This is a genomic window from Mesorhizobium sp. M0833, from assembly GCF_040319905.1.
GTDB lineage: Bacteria > Pseudomonadota > Alphaproteobacteria > Rhizobiales > Rhizobiaceae > Mesorhizobium.
The window spans coordinates 17583-32535 of the sequence record NZ_JAMYOQ010000021.1 but is presented as its reverse complement, the minus strand read 5'-3'; the positions used below and the strand labels follow the sequence as shown (position 1 = coordinate 32535).

The 14953-nt window shown below is 62.6% G+C and carries 16 protein-coding genes; 5 read left to right on the top strand and 11 right to left on the bottom strand.

The window, feature by feature from the left end; translation table 11 throughout:
• Positions 1 to 34: 34 nt before the first annotated feature.
• From gph to NKH98_RS22365, 10 genes are all read right to left on the bottom strand, one after another.
• Positions 35 to 736: a phosphoglycolate phosphatase gene (gph, locus tag NKH98_RS22410; protein ID WP_352901747.1), complete on the bottom strand. Its 702-nt coding sequence runs from the start codon at positions 734 to 736 to the stop codon at positions 35 to 37.
• A complete protein-coding gene (locus NKH98_RS22405) occupies positions 733 to 1290 on the bottom strand; it encodes a thioredoxin family protein (protein WP_352901745.1) in 558 nt (185 codons plus the stop codon). Before NKH98_RS22405 ends, gph begins: the two co-directional genes overlap by 4 nt.
• 22 nt (positions 1291 to 1312) lie before the next feature.
• Positions 1313 to 1999 (bottom strand): ribulose-phosphate 3-epimerase, encoded by a 687-nt coding sequence (rpe, locus tag NKH98_RS22400; protein WP_352803875.1) that lies wholly within the window; start codon positions 1997 to 1999, stop codon positions 1313 to 1315.
• Between the two features lie 62 nt (positions 2000 to 2061).
• Complete coding sequence (gene cbbX, locus NKH98_RS22395; RefSeq protein ID WP_352901741.1) at positions 2062 to 3000, bottom strand: CbbX protein; 939 nt, start codon at positions 2998 to 3000, stop codon at positions 2062 to 2064.
• Positions 3001 to 3008: 8 nt separating this feature from the next.
• Positions 3009 to 3443: a ribulose bisphosphate carboxylase small subunit gene (locus tag NKH98_RS22390; protein WP_254819809.1), complete on the bottom strand. Its 435-nt coding sequence runs from the start codon at positions 3441 to 3443 to the stop codon at positions 3009 to 3011.
• Positions 3444 to 3461: 18 nt separating this feature from the next.
• Positions 3462 to 4955: a ribulose-bisphosphate carboxylase large subunit gene (locus NKH98_RS22385; RefSeq protein WP_502894294.1), complete on the bottom strand. Its 1494-nt coding sequence runs from the start codon at positions 4953 to 4955 to the stop codon at positions 3462 to 3464.
• 21 nt (positions 4956 to 4976) lie between these two features.
• Positions 4977 to 6056 (bottom strand): class II fructose-bisphosphate aldolase, encoded by a 1080-nt coding sequence (gene fba / locus NKH98_RS22380; RefSeq protein ID WP_352901737.1) that lies wholly within the window; start codon positions 6054 to 6056, stop codon positions 4977 to 4979.
• 10 nt (positions 6057 to 6066) lie between these two features.
• On the bottom strand, positions 6067 to 8073 hold the full coding sequence (tkt, locus tag NKH98_RS22375; RefSeq protein ID WP_352901734.1) for a transketolase: 2007 nt from the start codon (positions 8071 to 8073) through the stop codon (positions 6067 to 6069).
• Positions 8074 to 8083: 10 nt separating this feature from the next.
• Positions 8084 to 8956 (bottom strand): phosphoribulokinase, encoded by an 873-nt coding sequence (locus NKH98_RS22370; protein ID WP_254819812.1) that lies wholly within the window; start codon positions 8954 to 8956, stop codon positions 8084 to 8086.
• Positions 8957 to 8961: 5 nt separating this feature from the next.
• Positions 8962 to 10008: a class 1 fructose-bisphosphatase gene (locus NKH98_RS22365; RefSeq protein ID WP_352901731.1), complete on the bottom strand. Its 1047-nt coding sequence runs from the start codon at positions 10006 to 10008 to the stop codon at positions 8962 to 8964.
• A gap of 123 nt (positions 10009 to 10131) precedes the next feature.
• On the opposite strand from NKH98_RS22365, the gene NKH98_RS22360 reads away from it, so the two are divergent.
• Positions 10132 to 11091, top strand: a complete 960-nt coding sequence (locus NKH98_RS22360) for a LysR family transcriptional regulator (protein WP_352901729.1) — start codon at positions 10132 to 10134, stop codon at positions 11089 to 11091.
• Between the two features lie 129 nt (positions 11092 to 11220).
• Here the strand turns inward: NKH98_RS22360 and NKH98_RS22355 are convergent, their stop codons facing one another.
• The gene (locus NKH98_RS22355) at positions 11221 to 11583 is read right to left on the bottom strand and encodes a hypothetical protein (protein ID WP_352901727.1); all 363 of its coding nucleotides are present in this window, start codon (positions 11581 to 11583) and stop codon (positions 11221 to 11223) included.
• A 79-nt stretch (positions 11584 to 11662) separates the two neighbouring features.
• Here NKH98_RS22355 and NKH98_RS22350 point away from each other — a divergent pair, with 79 nt between their 5' ends.
• The 4 genes from NKH98_RS22350 to NKH98_RS22335 all read left to right on the top strand — a co-directional run bounded on the left by NKH98_RS22350 (position 11663) and on the right by NKH98_RS22335 (position 14949).
• On the top strand, positions 11663 to 12241 hold the full coding sequence (locus NKH98_RS22350) for a TetR/AcrR family transcriptional regulator (protein WP_352901724.1): 579 nt from the start codon (positions 11663 to 11665) through the stop codon (positions 12239 to 12241).
• Between the two features lie 46 nt (positions 12242 to 12287).
• Positions 12288 to 13592, top strand: a complete 1305-nt coding sequence (gene fabF / locus NKH98_RS22345) for a beta-ketoacyl-ACP synthase II (RefSeq protein WP_352901721.1) — start codon at positions 12288 to 12290, stop codon at positions 13590 to 13592.
• A gap of 67 nt (positions 13593 to 13659) precedes the next feature.
• A complete protein-coding gene (locus tag NKH98_RS22340) occupies positions 13660 to 14475 on the top strand; it encodes an oxidoreductase (RefSeq protein WP_352901859.1) in 816 nt (271 codons plus the stop codon).
• Positions 14476 to 14748: 273 nt separating this feature from the next.
• Positions 14749 to 14949: a hypothetical protein gene (locus NKH98_RS22335; RefSeq protein WP_352480432.1), complete on the top strand. Its 201-nt coding sequence runs from the start codon at positions 14749 to 14751 to the stop codon at positions 14947 to 14949.
• The last annotated feature ends 4 nt before the right edge of the window (positions 14950 to 14953 follow it).

Genomic DNA, 14953 nt, shown 5'->3' with positions numbered 1-14953 from the left:
CGGCCGGCGTTGGCCTGGGCTTTGCGCTTGGGTGTCACGCAGCGTCTTGCAGCGTCTGCATCGCGGACGGCAGATCGAACAGGCTGTCGCAAACGAGGTCGGCGCCAAGCTCTTCAACGGGAATTTGGCTGTATCCGCCACGCAGCAGAATGACTGCCATGCCGGCCGCGCGGGCGGCGGCCACGTCGGCGCTGCTATCTCCGACCATCAGCGTGTCACGAGGTTCGACCTGAAGCTGGTCGAGCGCCAGCAATAGCGCGTCTGGCGCCGGCTTCAAGTATGTCACGGCGTCTCCGCCGACGATCGCGCCGAGATAGTCCGTCAGCCCAAAATGCAGCAGGATTTCGCGGGCCGCCAACTGCGGCTTGTTGGTCACCACGCCCATGGCTATTCCGCTCAAATGCAAGTGCGTGAGAACCTCCCTGACGCCAGGCATCAGCCTTGTGCGGCCGGTCAGATGCCTGCGATAGATCGGCGCCATGACGCGGTTGGCCTCTTCGAGCGCGCTGCCGAGGAGCGGCGTGCCGGAAGCCGCGAAGGCTCGTTCGACCAGTTTCCTGATGCCGCCGCCGATCATGGACTTGACCTGATCCAGGCGCAGCGGTGGCAGATCGCGGCCGGCCAGCAATTCGTTGACGGCCGCCGTTATATCAGGCGCCGAATCGACCAGCGTACCGTCGAGATCGAACAGGATCGCCTTGGGCGATCGAAACGGCCTGCCTGCGCCGACGTTCATGCAGCATCCTTCCACTTGATCGAACAGCCGATCGAAGCGATCTGGTCCAGCGGTCCGTCGCCGGTTCGGGCAACCTGCTTCATCGCCTCGAACAGATCGCGCCTGAGCCCAGGCGGTCCAACGTCGCGTCGCGACGCGTCAAGCCGGCCGCGATATTGCAGCGTCAACTCATTGTTGAGCCCGAAGAAATCCGGAGTGCAAACGGCTCCGTAGGCACGCGCCACCCTCTGGTGCTCGTCGTGGAGGTAGGGGAAAGTGAAGCCGTTCGTCCTGGCGAAAAGTTTCATGTTGTCGAAGGAATCATCGGGGTAGGCGTCGGCATCGTTTGAGTTGATGGCGACAAAGCCGACGCCTTCTGCCTTGAGGTCGTTGGCATCGCGAACGATGCGTGAGATCACCGCCTTCACATAGGGGCAGTGATTGCAGATGAAGGCCACCACCAAGCCGTTCGGGCCGGCGTGGCTGAAGATGGAATGCGATTTGCCGTCGACGCCGGGCAAAACGAAATCGACGGCTTGCCAGCCGAAATCACAGACAGGTGGGATTGCCCCCATGTTACCCTCCGATGAGATGGTTTTACGCGGCTTTCTGGAGCGCCCCGTCGGCCGCCTGCCTGATGGCGCCGATATTGGCACGATAGGCAGCCTCGGTGCCACCCTTGAAAATGGCCGAGCCGGCGACCAGCACATTGGCGCCGGCCGCGGTGACCAGCGGAGCGGTCTCGGGCGTGACCCCGCCGTCGATCTCGATGTCGATCGGACGTTGGCCGATCAGCGCCTTGACCCGCCTGACCTTGTCGACGACACCCGAAATGAAGGCCTGGCCGCCGAAGCCTGGATTGACCGTCATCAGAAGCACCAGATCGAGCCGGTCAAGCACATATTCGATCACGCTCTCCGGCGTTGACGGGTTCAGCGACACGCCGGCCTTCTTGCCGAGATTCCTGATTGCCTGCAGCGAACGGTCGAGATGCGGTCCGGCCTCGGCATGCACCGTAATGATGTCGCACCCGGCATCGGCGAAGGCGCCGAGATAGGCGTCGGCCGGAGCGATCATCAGGTGGCAGTCGAAGACCTTGTCCGTTCGATTACGGATCGCCTTGACCACCGGCGGACCGAAGGTGATGTTGGGCACGAAATGGCCATCCATCACGTCGAGATGGATCCAGTCGGCACCCGCCCGGACGACCGCGTCAACCTCGTCGCCGAGCCGCGAGAAGTCCGCGGAAAGCACCGAGGGCGCGATGATTGTCTTGGTACCCATGGTCGTCGGCTCCCATTCTGTCGTCCGTTTCCAGTCGCTGCACACCAACCGCCGTCATCTTGTCAGCGCGCCTTCGTCTCCGGTTCGCCTTCGAGCTTACCTTCCGCGAATACGCGGCTGCCGCGAATATCGGATTCCTCGATGGTGATAAGATCGGTTTTCGTCAACGCCCGGTCGCGCGATGCGAAAAGCCGGCTGGCCTGGCGAAGCCGCGCCCGGTCGAGGCCATTGCGGACCGATCGAGCGTTGGAGAAATGCGGCAGCCGCATGCGGATCGGGAGATACTCTTCGAGCGCCTTGGCCGCCGCTTCGCTGAGACGGTAATTCTGTTCCGCCAGCATGATCTCGGCGATCGATTTGAGTTCGCTGACACCGTAGTCGGGAAAATCGAGGTGATGGGCAATGCGCGAGCGCATGCCGGGATTGCTGTTGAAGAAGCGGTCCATCTTGTCCTTGTAGCCGGCGAGAATCACAACCAGATCGTCACGGTTGTTTTCCATGCACTGCAGCAGGATTTCGATCGATTCCTGACCGTAGTCGCGCTCGTTCTCGGGCTTGTAGAGATAGTAGGCCTCGTCGATGAAAAGCACCCCGCCCATGGCGCGCTTGATCACTTCGCGGGTTTTGGGCGCGGTGTGGCCCACATATTGGCCGACGAGATCGTCGCGCGTCACCGCGACCATGTGCCCTTCGCGGACATAGCCGAGACGATGCAGGATTTCTGCCATTCTGAGCGCCACGGTGGTCTTTCCGGTGCCGGGATTGCCCGTAAAGTTCATGTGCAGCGTCGGCGCGCCCGAGGTCAGCCCGAACTTGCGGCGAAGCCGGTCGACCAGAAGCAGCGCCGCGATCTCGCGGATGCGGGTCTTGATGGGCTTCAGGCCAACGAGTTCGCGGTCGAGCTTATCCATCACCTCGTCGATGTTGGACGCTTCGAACTCGGCCTGCAGATCGACCGATTCGTCCTGCACGGCAGCGCCCTTTGCTATCGCGTCCAGCATGGTTTCGGCTAGCTCCGCTCGCCTTCGGGCCTGTCGGTCGCATAAGGCACGATCGAATAGCCCTGGCTGCGGCCGTCGCGCTCCTGGCGCAGCAGCCGGAAGCCGGGTTCATTGGGTGGCCGGTTGACGATGAATGACATGCGCGGCGCTTCCCAGCCCTTGGTCGAATCGAAGGCGGTGACCCGGACATACATGTTGGGCATGGCTTTCCGGCAATTGTTGACTTCAAGCAGGATGCCCGCCGGGTCCCTCAGGTCGAACATCGGGTTGCCGTACATTTCCCAATAGGTGTTTCGCGGATGCGGATCGTCCGTGTATTCGACGCTGACCGCCCAGTGGTTTTTCAACGCGTATTTGATCTGCGCCGAAATCTGCTCATCGGTCAGGTCGGGCAGGAACGAAAACTGTCCCTGCGTGACCTTGTTTCCCGGATTGGTCATCATGGCGACGGTTCCTTTCGTCTAGAAGCTCGGCGTTGCGGTTGGCACAAAGTCGGCCGTGTCGGTCGATTCGTAGTTGAAGGTGACGTCCTTCCACGTCTCCAGGGCCGCCTTGAGCGGCGTGCACCATCTGGCCGCCTGTTCGAGGATCTTGGTCCCTTCGCGCAGATAGTCGCGGCCCTCGTTGCGGGCGAGGATCATCGCCTCCAGCGCGACGCGATTGGCCGTCGCGCCGGCCTGGATGCCGTCCGGATGGCCGATCGTGCCGCCGCCGAACTGCAGGATGACATCCTCGCCGAGATAATGGATCAACTGGTGCATCTGGCCGGCATGGATGCCGCCCGAGGCGACGGGCATCACCTTGTTGAGCGAGGCCCAGTCCTGATCGAAGAACAGCCCGGTTTCGAGGTTCTGCGGCGTGCGCTCCTCGCGCAGCGTGTCATAAAACCCCTTGATCATCAGCGGGTCGCCTTCCAGCTTGCCGACCACCGTGCCGGCATGGATGTGATCGACGCCGGCCATGCGCATCCATTTGCAGATGACGCGAAAATTCATGCCGTGGTTCTTCTGGCGCGAATAGGTCGAGTTGCCGGCCCGGTGCAGGTGCAGGATCATGTCGTTGCGGCGTGCCCACTTGGCCATCGACTGGATCGCCGTGTAGCCAATGACGAGGTCGATCATGACGATGCAGGAGCCAAGCTGTTTTGCGAATTCGGCGCGCTCGTACATCTCCTCCATCGTGCCGGCGGTGACGTTGAGATAATGGCCCTTGACTTCGCCGGTGGCGGCTGACGCCTTGTTCACTGCCTCCATGCAGTAGAGGAAGCGGTCGCGCCAGTGCATGAAGGGCTGCGAGTTGATGTTCTCGTCGTCCTTGACGAAGTCGAGGCCACCCTTCAGCGCCTCGTAGACGACGCGGCCGTAGTTGCGGCCTGACAGGCCAAGCTTCGGCTTCGTCGTCGCGCCGAGCAGCGGCCGGCCGAACTTGTCGAGCCGCTCGCGTTCCACCACGATGCCGGTCGCCGGGCCCTGGAATGTCTTGAGGTAAGCCACCGGAATGCGCATGTCCTCGAGCCGCAGGGCCTTGACTGCCTTGAAGCCGAACACGTTGCCGATGATCGATGCAGTCAGGTTGGCGATTGAGCCTGGCTCGAAAAGGTCGAGGTCGTAGGCGATATAGGCGAAGTACTGCTGCTCGATTCTGGTGCCTGGACCTGTGTTCGGCACCGGCTCGGATTTGAACGCCTTGGCGCGGTAGAGCTCGCAGGCGGTCAGCCTGTCGGTCCACACCACGGTCCATGTCGCGGTAGAGGATTCGCCGGCGACGGCGGCGGCCGCCTCCTCGTGGTCGACGCCCGGCTGCGGCGTGATCCGAAACATGGCGATCAGGTCGGTCTCCTTGGGTCGGTAGTCCGGCTCCCAGTAGCCCATCTTCTTGTAGGGGATGACGCCCGACCTGTAGCGTTCGCTGCCTTCCTTGAGCGTGCCTGCTGACGGCATCTCGATCTTGTTCATGACAGGTCTCCTGTTTGCCGCTCAGGCGGCTTTCGCGGTTGCGATATGCGGGTCGAGCTTTCCTGCGGCGTAACGTTTCGCCATCTCATCCATGGCGATCACCCTGATCTTCGACGCGTGGCCTGCGGTGCCGAAGCGTTCGAAGCGATCGCGGCAAAGGTCGCGCAGCGCGTCCATGGCGGGTTTCAGGAATTTACGCGGATCGAATTCGCGCGGGTCCTGCGTCGCGACGCGGCGGAACTGCCCGGCCATGGCCATTCGGCAATCGGTGTCGATGTTGACCTTGCGCACGCCGTAGCGGATGCCGCGCTCGATTTCCTCGACCGGGACGCCAAAGGTCTGGGGCATCTCGCCGCCATAGTTGTTGATGATGTCCTGCAGTTCCTGCGGCACGGAGGAAGACCCGTGCATGACCAGATGCGTGTTGGGCAGCTTTTCGTGGATCGCCTCGATCACCTGCATGGCCAGGATGCCGCCGTCAGGCTTGCGGCTGAATTTATAGGCACCGTGTGAGGTACCGCAGGCAATCGCCAGCGCGTCGACCCGGGTGGCGGTCACGAAGTCGACTGCCTGATCGGGATCGGTCAAAAGCTGGTCATGGGAAAGCGCACCTTCGGCGCCGTGTCCGTCCTCGGCCTCGCCCTGGCCGGTTTCCAGCGAGCCGAGCACGCCGAGCTCGCCTTCGACCGAAGCGCCGACCCAATGCGCCATGCGTGCGACACGTTCGGTGATGGCGACGTTGTAGTCGTAGCTCGCCGGCGTCTTGGCGTCCGCCATCAATGACCCGTCCATCATCACCGAGGTGAAGCCGTGGCGGATCGCCGACAGGCAGGTGGCTTCGTTGTTGCCGTGATCCTGATGGATACAGAGCGGAATGGCCGGATGGATTTCGGTCAAAGCCTCCATCATCTTGGCCAGCATGATGTCAGTGGCGTAGGAGCGGGCGCCGCGCGAGGCCTGGATGATGACCGGCGCGTCGCAGGCCCTGGCCGCCTCCATAATGGCGAGGCCCTGTTCCATGTTGTTGATGTTGAATGCCGGCACCCCGTAGCCATGCTCGGCGGCATGGTCGAGAAGCTGGCGAAGGGTGATGCGGGCCATGGTCGTCCTCCTAGATGATGAGCTTCAGCGCCGCTGCCGCGACGGCTTCGGGCGTGATGTCGAAATGCCGGTAGAGATCCGGGGCAGGGGCGCTGGCGCCGAAACCAGCCATGCCGACGAAAGCGCCGGTGTCGCCGATCCAGCGGTCCCACCCGAGCCGTGCTGCGGCTTCGATGGCGATGCGCGGCGCCAGGCCGAGGACGGCCTGGCGGTAGTCCGCATCCTGTTCCTCAAACAGCTCCCAGCAAGGCATCGAGACGACCGCGGCGGCGATGCCGTGCTCGGTCTCCAGCCGTTCGGCGGCGGCAATAGCGATCTCGACCTCCGAGCCGGTGGCGATCAGCGTCACGGCGGGGTGCCGGGCTGGCTCGCGCAGGATGTAGGCGCCACGACTCGACCGGTTCTCGTCGCCGTGCCCTTGGCGCAGCATCGGCAGGTTTTGGCGCGAGAGCACCAGCACGCTTGGCCGGTCCTCGCTTCTCAGTGCCAGTTCCCAGCATTCCGCCGTTTCGATGATGTCGGCCGGACGGAAGACGTTGAGGTTTGGCGTCGCCCGCAGCATTGCCAGGTGCTCGACCGGCTGGTGGGTCGGGCCGTCCTCGCCGAGACCGATGGAATCATGCGTCATCACATAGATGACGCGCTGGCCCATCAGCGCCGAGAGCCGCATCGCGCCGCGCGCGTAGTCGGCAAAGCACAGGAACGTGCCGCCATAAGGCACGAAGCCGCCATGCAGCGCGATGCCGTTCATGGCTGCGGCCATGCCGTGCTCGCGGATTCCATAATGGATGTAGCGGCCGGCGTAGTCGCCCGGCGCGATGCGGTTCATAACCTTGGTGATCGTCAGGTTCGAATGCGTCAGATCGGCAGAGCCGCCGACGGTCAGTACGGTTGCGGCGTTGATTGCAGCGAGCGCCATTTCCGAGGCTTTTCGCGTCGCAACCTTGGTCGCCTTTTCGACATGCTCCTTGCGGAAAACACCGAGCGCTTCGAAGACCGCGTCGGGCAGGGCCCCGGCGACCGCGCTCTCGAAGGCCTCACGCTGCGGCGAGGCGGCAAGCCGGTGCTCCCAGGCGCGCCGCACCGCTTGACCGCGGCTGGCGATCTCGCGCCAGGCGAAAAGGATGTCGTCCGGCACCTCGAAAGGCGCATAGGCCCAGCCGATGTTCCGGCGCGTCGCGGCGATCTCCGCATCGCCAAGCGGCGCGCCATGCGTCTTTTCCGAACCGCCCAGGTTGGGCGCCCCCTTGCCGATCACCGTGCGGCAGGCGATCAGAGACGGCTGGTCCGATTGCTGCGCCGCTTCGATTGCCGCCGCAACAGAGTCGGTGTCGTGGCCGTTCACCGACTGGACATGCCATCCAGCGGCTTTGAACCGTGCCGGCTGGTCCATCGATGTCGACAGCGAAGTCGGTCCGTCGATCGAGATCTCATTGTCGTCCCAGAAGACGATCAGCCGGGAGAGCTTCAGGTGACCGGCAAGATCGATCGCCTCGTGGCTGATGCCTTCCTGCAGGCAGCCGTCGCCGGCGATCACGTAGGTGAAATGGTCGACGAGATCGGCGCCGTGCCGGGCAGCAAGCATGCGCTCCGCCAGCGCCATGCCGACCGCAGTCGAAATGCCTTGTCCAAGCGGACCGGTCGTCGTCTCGATGCCAAGCGCATGGCCATATTCCGGATGTCCGGCGGTGCGGCTGCCCAGCTGGCGAAACCGCTGCAATTCTTCGATAGGCATGTCTTCAAAGCCGAGCAGGTAATGCAGCGCATACTGCAGCATCGAGCCGTGCCCGGCCGACAGCACGAATCGGTCACGATCGGGCCAGTTGGGCGCCGACGGATCGATATTGATAAAGCGGCTGAACAGCACCGTTGCGACATCGGCCATGCCCATCGGCATGCCCGGATGACCGGAATTGGCCTTTTGGACGCTGTCCATCGCCAATGCGCGAATGGCGTTGGCCATGTCGCGCTCCGAGACGGCGGCGACGGGCTTCGATGCTGCTGCCTGGCTGTTCATGGCGTCCTCCTCACGACACACGGTTCTTGCGTTCGATCAATTGCAGGATGAGCGGCGTCAGGATCAGCTGCATGGCAAGGTCGAGCTTGTTGCCGGGCACCACTATGGAATTCGGCCGCGACATGAACGAGTCGTGGATCATCGAAAGCAGGTAGGGGAAATCGATGCCGCGGGGATTGGCGAAGCGGATGACCAGCATCGATTCGTCGGGCGTCGGAATCCAGCGTGCGATGAACGGATTGGACGTGTCGACGATCGGCACGCGCTGGAAGTTGATAGCGGTCTGCGAAAACTGCGGGACGATGTAGCGGACATAGTCCGGCATGCGCCGCAAGATCACGTCCATCACCGCCTCTGTGGAATAGCCGCGCGTTGCGCGGTCGCGGTGGATCTTCTGGATCCATTCCAGATTTATGACTGGCACCACGCCGATCCTAAGGTCAGCGTGCCTGGCCAGGTTGATTTTGTCGGTGACGACGCAGCCATGCAGGCCCTCGTAGAAGAGCAGGTCGCTCGGCGGGAATTCGCGCCATTCGGTGAAATGTCCCGGCGGCGTGCCGTACTGCTTCTCCTCATCCTCGTCATGGATGTAGGTGCGGGTCTTTCCGGTTCCCCGGCGGCCATATTCCTCGAAGACCTCTTCTAGGATAGCCAATTCATTGGCCTCGGCATGGAAGTGGGTGAAGTTCGGATTGCCCGCCTTTTCCTCCTCGGCCACCTTCGCCTTCATCGTGGCGCGGTCGTAGCGATGGAAAGCATCGCCTTCGATGAAGGCGGCCCCGATGTTCTCGCGCCGGAAGATCAGTTCGAAGATGCGCTTGACAGAGGTGGTGCCTGCGCCCGACGACCCGGTGATGGTGATGATGGGGTGCTTTGCCGACATGGTGTTCAGGCCCTGAAAAGGCCGCGGCGGCTGAACAGCGGCGCGCGCTCGCCGATGGCGCTCGGCTCGGTGTGGTAGCGGGTGATGCGCGCGACTTCGCGCGCCGATCCGAAAACCATGGGCACGCGCTGGTGCAGGTTCTCTGGTTCGATTTCGAGGATGCGGGTGATCGTATCGGTGGCGGCACCGCCCGCCTGTTCGACGAGATAGGCGATCGGGTTTGCCTCATAGACGAGGCGCAGTCGCCCCTGGCGGTAAGTCTTGCGCTTGTCGCCCGGATACAGGAATACGCCGCCGCGCATCAATATGCGGTAGCAGTCCGCGACCAGGGAGGCGATCCAGCGCATGTTGAAGTCCTTCTCGCGTGGGCCTTCGGTGCCTTCAAGGCAGTCGTCGATGTAGAGCCGCACCGCCTCGTCCCAATGCCGGTAGTTGGCGGCATTGATGGCGAACTCCTGGGTTCGCTGTGGGATGATCCGGCTCTCGTAGGCCTGGACGAAGGTGCCGAGCCGGGTCGAGAGAACGAAGACATGGGTGCCGCTGCCGAGCGACAGAACCAGCGCCAGCTGCGGCCCGTAGATGAAGAAACCGGCGCCCAGCTGGTTCACGCCTGCCTGCAAAAACGAGGCGGCCGGATTCCTATCCGGCGCACCAATTGCAGGGAGGAGCGAGAAGACCGTTCCGATCGACACGTTGGTGTCGATGTTGGATGAGCCGTCGAGCGGGTCGATGGCGATGGCAAGAGCCGCTTGCCTGTCGAGCAGCACCGGCTGCTCCAGTTCCTCGGAAGCGTAGAGCGCGACCGGAGCGTGGCGCATGGCGTCGAGGAAGATGTCATCGGCAAAGACATCGAGATCCTTCTGGATGTCGCCGTCAGCATTGGCGCCGCGGGTTCCGGCAAAGGCCGTGCCGAGCACCCCTTGATTGATGGTGCTGCGGATCGTGGTGGCCGCCTGCGTCAGCTGACGGATGGTCGCTACGACCGCGGAGCGCAGTTCGTCCGGCTCGCCAAGATAGGAGTTCAGAAAAGCGTCGAGCGTTGCCGCTGGCATCGTAACCTCCCGATCCAGCCGCCTCTCCTGGGGTCGGCCGGATTGGGAAAGGAGAACAAACGACGCTGCATAAGTAAAATTCAATAACTTTACTCAGGCAGTAAAAAAATTTTAGTATGCCATATGAGAAACCTCACGCTTAAGCAATTCAAGACCGTTCAGGCAATCATCAGCCACGGAAGAATCGTCAGCGCGGCCAAGGTGTTAGGCCTATCTCCTCCAGCGGTGACGATCCAGTTGCGGCAGGTGGAGGAGGAGTTCCAACTGGCCTTGTTCGACCGGACGTCGGACGGCATGCGTCCCACTGCCGCAGGGCTGGCCTTCGTCGAAACGGCACAGGCCATCGAGGAGCGGCTTCGTCTGCTGGAAGACAAGATGGATGCGATCAAGGGCGTGCGCGCCGGCAGCTTGCGGCTCGGCGTCGTTTCCACGGCCAAATATTTCGCGCCGCGGCTGATGGCCGCCTTCATGAAGGAACATCCCGATATCGACATGCGCCTTGCCATCGGCAACCGCGCCGAGACGATCGACAATCTGAAGAACCACGACATCGATATCGCGCTGATGGGACGCCCGGCCAAGGAAATCCCTGTGCGTGCTTCGGTCTTCGGCGATCACCCGCTGGTCATCATCGCACCGCCCGACCACCCGCTGGCGTCGGCACGCGACATTTCCAAGGAGCGGATCGCCGAGGAGCATTTCCTCATTCGCGAGTCCGGCTCCGGAACGCGCATCTCACTGGAAATATTCCTGAGCGACGTGCCCGGCCGCATCGACGATCTCGGCGTCGAGATGGACTCGAACGAGACCATCAAGCAGGCAGTGATGGCCGGGCTCGGCATCGCGTTCATCTCTGCCCACACCATCGCTGCCGAAACCGAAGCCGGCCGGCTGGTTATCCTCGACGTTGTCGGCATGCCGATCCGCCGGCAATGGTTTTCGGTGATGCGCAGCGATCACGCTATCTCGCCGGCGATGGCGACCTTCCACGATTTTCTGATGCGCAAGGGCGCGATGTACCTGCCCCTGTTCGGCAAGCTCTATCCGCATGAGGAACCGAACACTGGAGGTCGCGCCAGTTAGGGCGCGCGGTCCAGGCAAAACGCTTGCCCCCAAACTTATTCGATGGCGTGATCGAGGCACCATGTGGCGAGCCGCGCGGACGCGAGAGCCAACGGCCAGTAGCACGCAGGTTGCGGTCTGAACTTCGGCTTAGCGTATTGTCGCGTCGGCTCCCAGATGCGTGTCGGTCCCGGTCGAGACCGTCACCTTATCCCCGGACCTTGAGAACGCGTAGAGCGAGCCCTGGTGACCCGGCATGGAAAAGGCCACGGAGTCGTCGTCGGCGAGACCCATTACGACGCGCAGCGGAACGCCCCCGGTCTTCGGCGCGAAGGTGGCGGTGACCTCCAAGAGGTCGCCGTCGGCCGGGACGTAGTAGACCACCATGTCAAGGTCTCCCTCGTGCAGGCTGCCGCCCTCGATCGGGCGTCCGATGGTGGCTTCCTCGGCAAAAGCCGGGGTCGCAAGAAACAGCGCGGCCAGGAGCGATGCGCTCAGGGTTTTGCGGATCATCTCATATCTCCTTTTTAGATTGCGTTCGACCTCTATATGATTTATAGATTACGAATGCAATCCAAAAAGGAAGCTAACGATGCGCGTAAGTCGTACCCAGGCCGCGGAAAACCGCGAAACCGTAATCAACGTGGCAAGCCGCCTTTTTCGGGAGCGCGGGTTCGATGGTATCGGCCTTAAGGATCTGATGAAGGGTGCCGGACTGACCCAAGGCGCGTTTTACAAGCAGTTCGCATCCAAGGACGACCTGGCGGCGCAGGCGTCCAGGCGGGCGATGGAGAGCGCCACCCGTCGATGGTCGGCCGCGACTGCGGCAAACCCTGATGATCCGCTTGGCGCGGTGATCGCGTTTTACCTCAGTATGGATCATCGCGGAGAAAAGATGGACGGCTGCCCCATCGTGGCGCTCGGCTCGGATGCCGCCAGACAGGGCAAGGACGTGAAAGCGCCGTTCGAAGCCGGGATCAAGGAGCATCTCGAAATCCTCGGCCGTTTCATCGCTGAGACCAATGGCGGGGACTTCGATGGCAAGGCCATGGCCATTCTCTCGACGATGGTCGGTGCGCTGATGTTATCGCGCGTCATCAACGATCCTGAGCTTGCGCAGGCCTTTCTGGATGCGGCGGCCAATCAGGTTCGCGAAGCAGCCGGCGCTTGAGCGGCGTTGCGGCGCCCGCGGCGCGCCCGAACTGATAGGGAAATAGATGCGACGGATTGTTGTTACGGGCATGGGAGCGGTCACGCCCCTTGCTGCCGATATCGAGGCGTCCTGGTCGCGTCTCCTGGCCGGCCGCTCGGGTATCCGGAGGCTTGCGGATGATATGGTGGGCGACCTGCCGGCGAAGGTCGGCGGGGTGGTGCCCTCCACACAAGAAGATCCGGAGGCTGGTTTCGATCCGGATGCCGTCTTTCCGCCGAAGGATCAGCGCAAGGTAGATCGGTTCATTCTGTTTGCCTTGGCGGCGGCAGAAGAGGCGCTCGCCCAAGCAAGATGGGCACCCATCTCGGAAGCGGATCGCTTGCGCACGGCCACGATCATCGCCTCGGGCATCGGCGGATTCCCGGCCATAACCGAGGCGGTGCGCACGGTCGACCGACGCGGCGTCCGCCGTCTATCACCTTTTACGGTGCCGTCGTTCCTGGTGAACCTCGCGGCAGGCCACGTCTCGATCCGCTATGGCTTCAAAGGTCCGCTCGGTGCACCGGTGACGGCGTGCGCGGCCGGCATTCAGGCGATCGGCGATGCCGCTCGCCTAATCCGCGCCAACGAAGCCGATATTGCCGTGTGCGGCGGGACGGAAGCATGCATGAATATCGTCAGCCTCGGTGGGTTTGCCGCGGCACGCTCTCTTTCGACCTCCTTTAATCACCGTCCTGATGAGGCCTCCCGACCGTTCGACAAGTCGCGGGACGGTTTCGTCATGGGCGAAGGAGCCGGCATGCTGGTCATCGAGGAATTGAGCCACGCCCTGGCGCGCGGCGCAAGACCGCTGGCCGAGCTTGTCGGGTACGGCACGACGGCTGATGCTCATCACGTCACCTCCGGTCCCGAGGACGGCGACGGTGCGCGCCGGGCCATGGAGATCGCAATCGCCCAAGCAGGGATTTCGCCCCGCGAGGTTCGTCATCTCAATGCCCATGCGACCTCTACGCCGGTAGGCGACCTGGGTGAGATCGAAGCAATCAAGAGCGTGTTCGGGCGCGATTTCGCGATAGCTGTCAGTGCAACGAAATCGGCGACCGGACACCTGCTCGGAGCCGCTGGCGGGCTCGGAGCTATCTTCGCAATCCTGGCGCTCAGGGATCAGATGGCACCGCCGACCCTCAATCTGAGCGCTCCCGATCCGGCCGGCGACGGGATCGACTTCGTCGCAAACCATGCCCGGCCGATGGCGATGGACTACGCAATCTCCAATGGCTTCGGCTTCGGAGGCGTTAATGCCAGCGCGCTGTTCCGGCGCTGGACGGATGATCTGGCCGGCGCGAGCACCGGAGGCGCTCATGATTGACGCCTTTCGCTCCGACCTTTCGCGCTTCTCCCCCGCCAATGCAAACACGAAGAAAGATGTGACCTTCATGAACAGGACCAATCTAGGCGTCGCCCTGGTGACCGGGGCATCCAGCGGCATCGGGCACACAACGGCCAAAGCCCTGAAGAACGCAGGTTTTCGCGTGTTCGGAACCAGCCGTCGCGCGGTCGCCGAACGATCCGACGGCATTACCATGCTGACCGGCGACGTGACCGATGACGCGTCCGTGGCAAAACTTGTACAGAACGTGCTGGCCGAGACCGGGCGCATCGACCTGCTCGTCAACAATGCCGGCGTTGGCCTGCTTGGTGGCGCGGAGGAGTCCTCGATGGCCCAGGCCAAGTCGCTGTTTGACGTGAACGTCTTTGGCGTTATGCGAGTAACCAAAGCGGTCCTGCCGACAATGCGCCGTCAAGGCAAGGGCAGAATCGTCAATTTGAGCTCGGTGCAGGGGTTCATTCCAGCTCCCTATTTCGCGCTTTATTCGTCGACCAAGCATGCCATTGAGGGCTATTCCGAATCGCTCGACCACGAACTGCGTCCTTTCGGAATTCGCGTCGTGTTGGTGGAGCCCGCCTATACCCGCACCTCATTTGAGGAAAATCTCGCCAGGCCGGATCAGTTGCTCGATATCTACGACTCTGCGCGCGCCGGCATGAATGCAGCTGTGCGCAAAGCAATGGAAAAAGGCGATGCGCCGGAAGTGGTGGCCAGGACCGTTTTGGCGGCTGCGACCGATCCCGCTCCGAAGGGGCGCTATGCGGCTGGAAAAATGGCGCGCCAAGTCAGTTTCCTGCGCCGTTTCGTCCCCGCATCCGCATTCGACAAAAGCCTGCGAAAGCAACTAGGGCTGCCGGTTTGACGGGACATCGATGAACACCCGTGAAGATCGGAATCATCGACGCTGGAAACATCGGCACCACATTGGCGCGGCGTAACCTGACCCGATCACTCCGGAGAAACGCCCTGCCGTCGTTGGCGTTAGATTAGCGGTATGTTATATTGCAGCGCGAAAGAGCGGGGGCCGCGCCCTTTCAGCACCGGTAAGCGATCTGTATGTGCGACCCCTGCAGACTGGTGGGTATCACGGAAACCTCCCGGCATGGGGTTGGGGATTCGATGGGGACAAGGGGCAATGCTTTACACGCTCGTTATGATGGTCTGCCTGACGGCTGTGCCGCAGACCTGCGAACAACGCGAACAGATGGTGGACGGCCTGGCGATGAATCCCGGGACCGCGTTCATGCAGGCGCAGTCGCTGGTCGCCCAGTGGATCGAGACGCATCCCGGTTATGTCGTGCGGCGCTGGCGGGTGCTGCCCGGCCGGGGTTCGTGAGATC

Bases quoted from the DNA above. Each gene is read 5' to 3' on its own strand.
- tkt (WP_352901734.1), bottom strand. From the start codon at position 8,073: ATGAACAGCCAGGCAGCAGCATCGAAGCCCGTCGCCGCCGTCTCGGAG.
- gph (WP_352901747.1), bottom strand. From the start codon at position 736: ATGAACGTCGGCGCAGGCAGGCCGTTTCGATCGCCCAAGGCGATCCTG.
- NKH98_RS22350 (WP_352901724.1), top strand. From the start codon at position 11,663: ATGCGCGTAAGTCGTACCCAGGCCGCGGAAAACCGCGAAACCGTAATC.
- NKH98_RS22365 (WP_352901731.1), bottom strand. From the start codon at position 10,008: ATGCCAGCGGCAACGCTCGACGCTTTTCTGAACTCCTATCTTGGCGAG.
- NKH98_RS22390 (WP_254819809.1), bottom strand. From the start codon at position 3,443: ATGATGACCAATCCGGGAAACAAGGTCACGCAGGGACAGTTTTCGTTC.
- NKH98_RS22335 (WP_352480432.1), top strand. From the start codon at position 14,749: ATGCTTTACACGCTCGTTATGATGGTCTGCCTGACGGCTGTGCCGCAG.
- fba (WP_352901737.1), bottom strand. From the start codon at position 6,056: ATGGCCCGCATCACCCTTCGCCAGCTTCTCGACCATGCCGCCGAGCAT.
- NKH98_RS22340 (WP_352901859.1), top strand. From the start codon at position 13,660: ATGAACAGGACCAATCTAGGCGTCGCCCTGGTGACCGGGGCATCCAGC.
- NKH98_RS22355 (WP_352901727.1), bottom strand. From the start codon at position 11,583: ATGATCCGCAAAACCCTGAGCGCATCGCTCCTGGCCGCGCTGTTTCTT.
- NKH98_RS22385 (WP_502894294.1), bottom strand. From the start codon at position 4,955: ATGAACAAGATCGAGATGCCGTCAGCAGGCACGCTCAAGGAAGGCAGC.
- fabF (WP_352901721.1), top strand. From the start codon at position 12,288: ATGCGACGGATTGTTGTTACGGGCATGGGAGCGGTCACGCCCCTTGCT.
- NKH98_RS22370 (WP_254819812.1), bottom strand. From the start codon at position 8,956: ATGTCGGCAAAGCACCCCATCATCACCATCACCGGGTCGTCGGGCGCA.
- rpe (WP_352803875.1), bottom strand. From the start codon at position 1,999: ATGGGTACCAAGACAATCATCGCGCCCTCGGTGCTTTCCGCGGACTTC.
- cbbX (WP_352901741.1), bottom strand. From the start codon at position 3,000: ATGCTGGACGCGATAGCAAAGGGCGCTGCCGTGCAGGACGAATCGGTC.
- NKH98_RS22360 (WP_352901729.1), top strand. From the start codon at position 10,132: ATGAGAAACCTCACGCTTAAGCAATTCAAGACCGTTCAGGCAATCATC.
- NKH98_RS22405 (WP_352901745.1), bottom strand. From the start codon at position 1,290: ATGGGGGCAATCCCACCTGTCTGTGATTTCGGCTGGCAAGCCGTCGAT.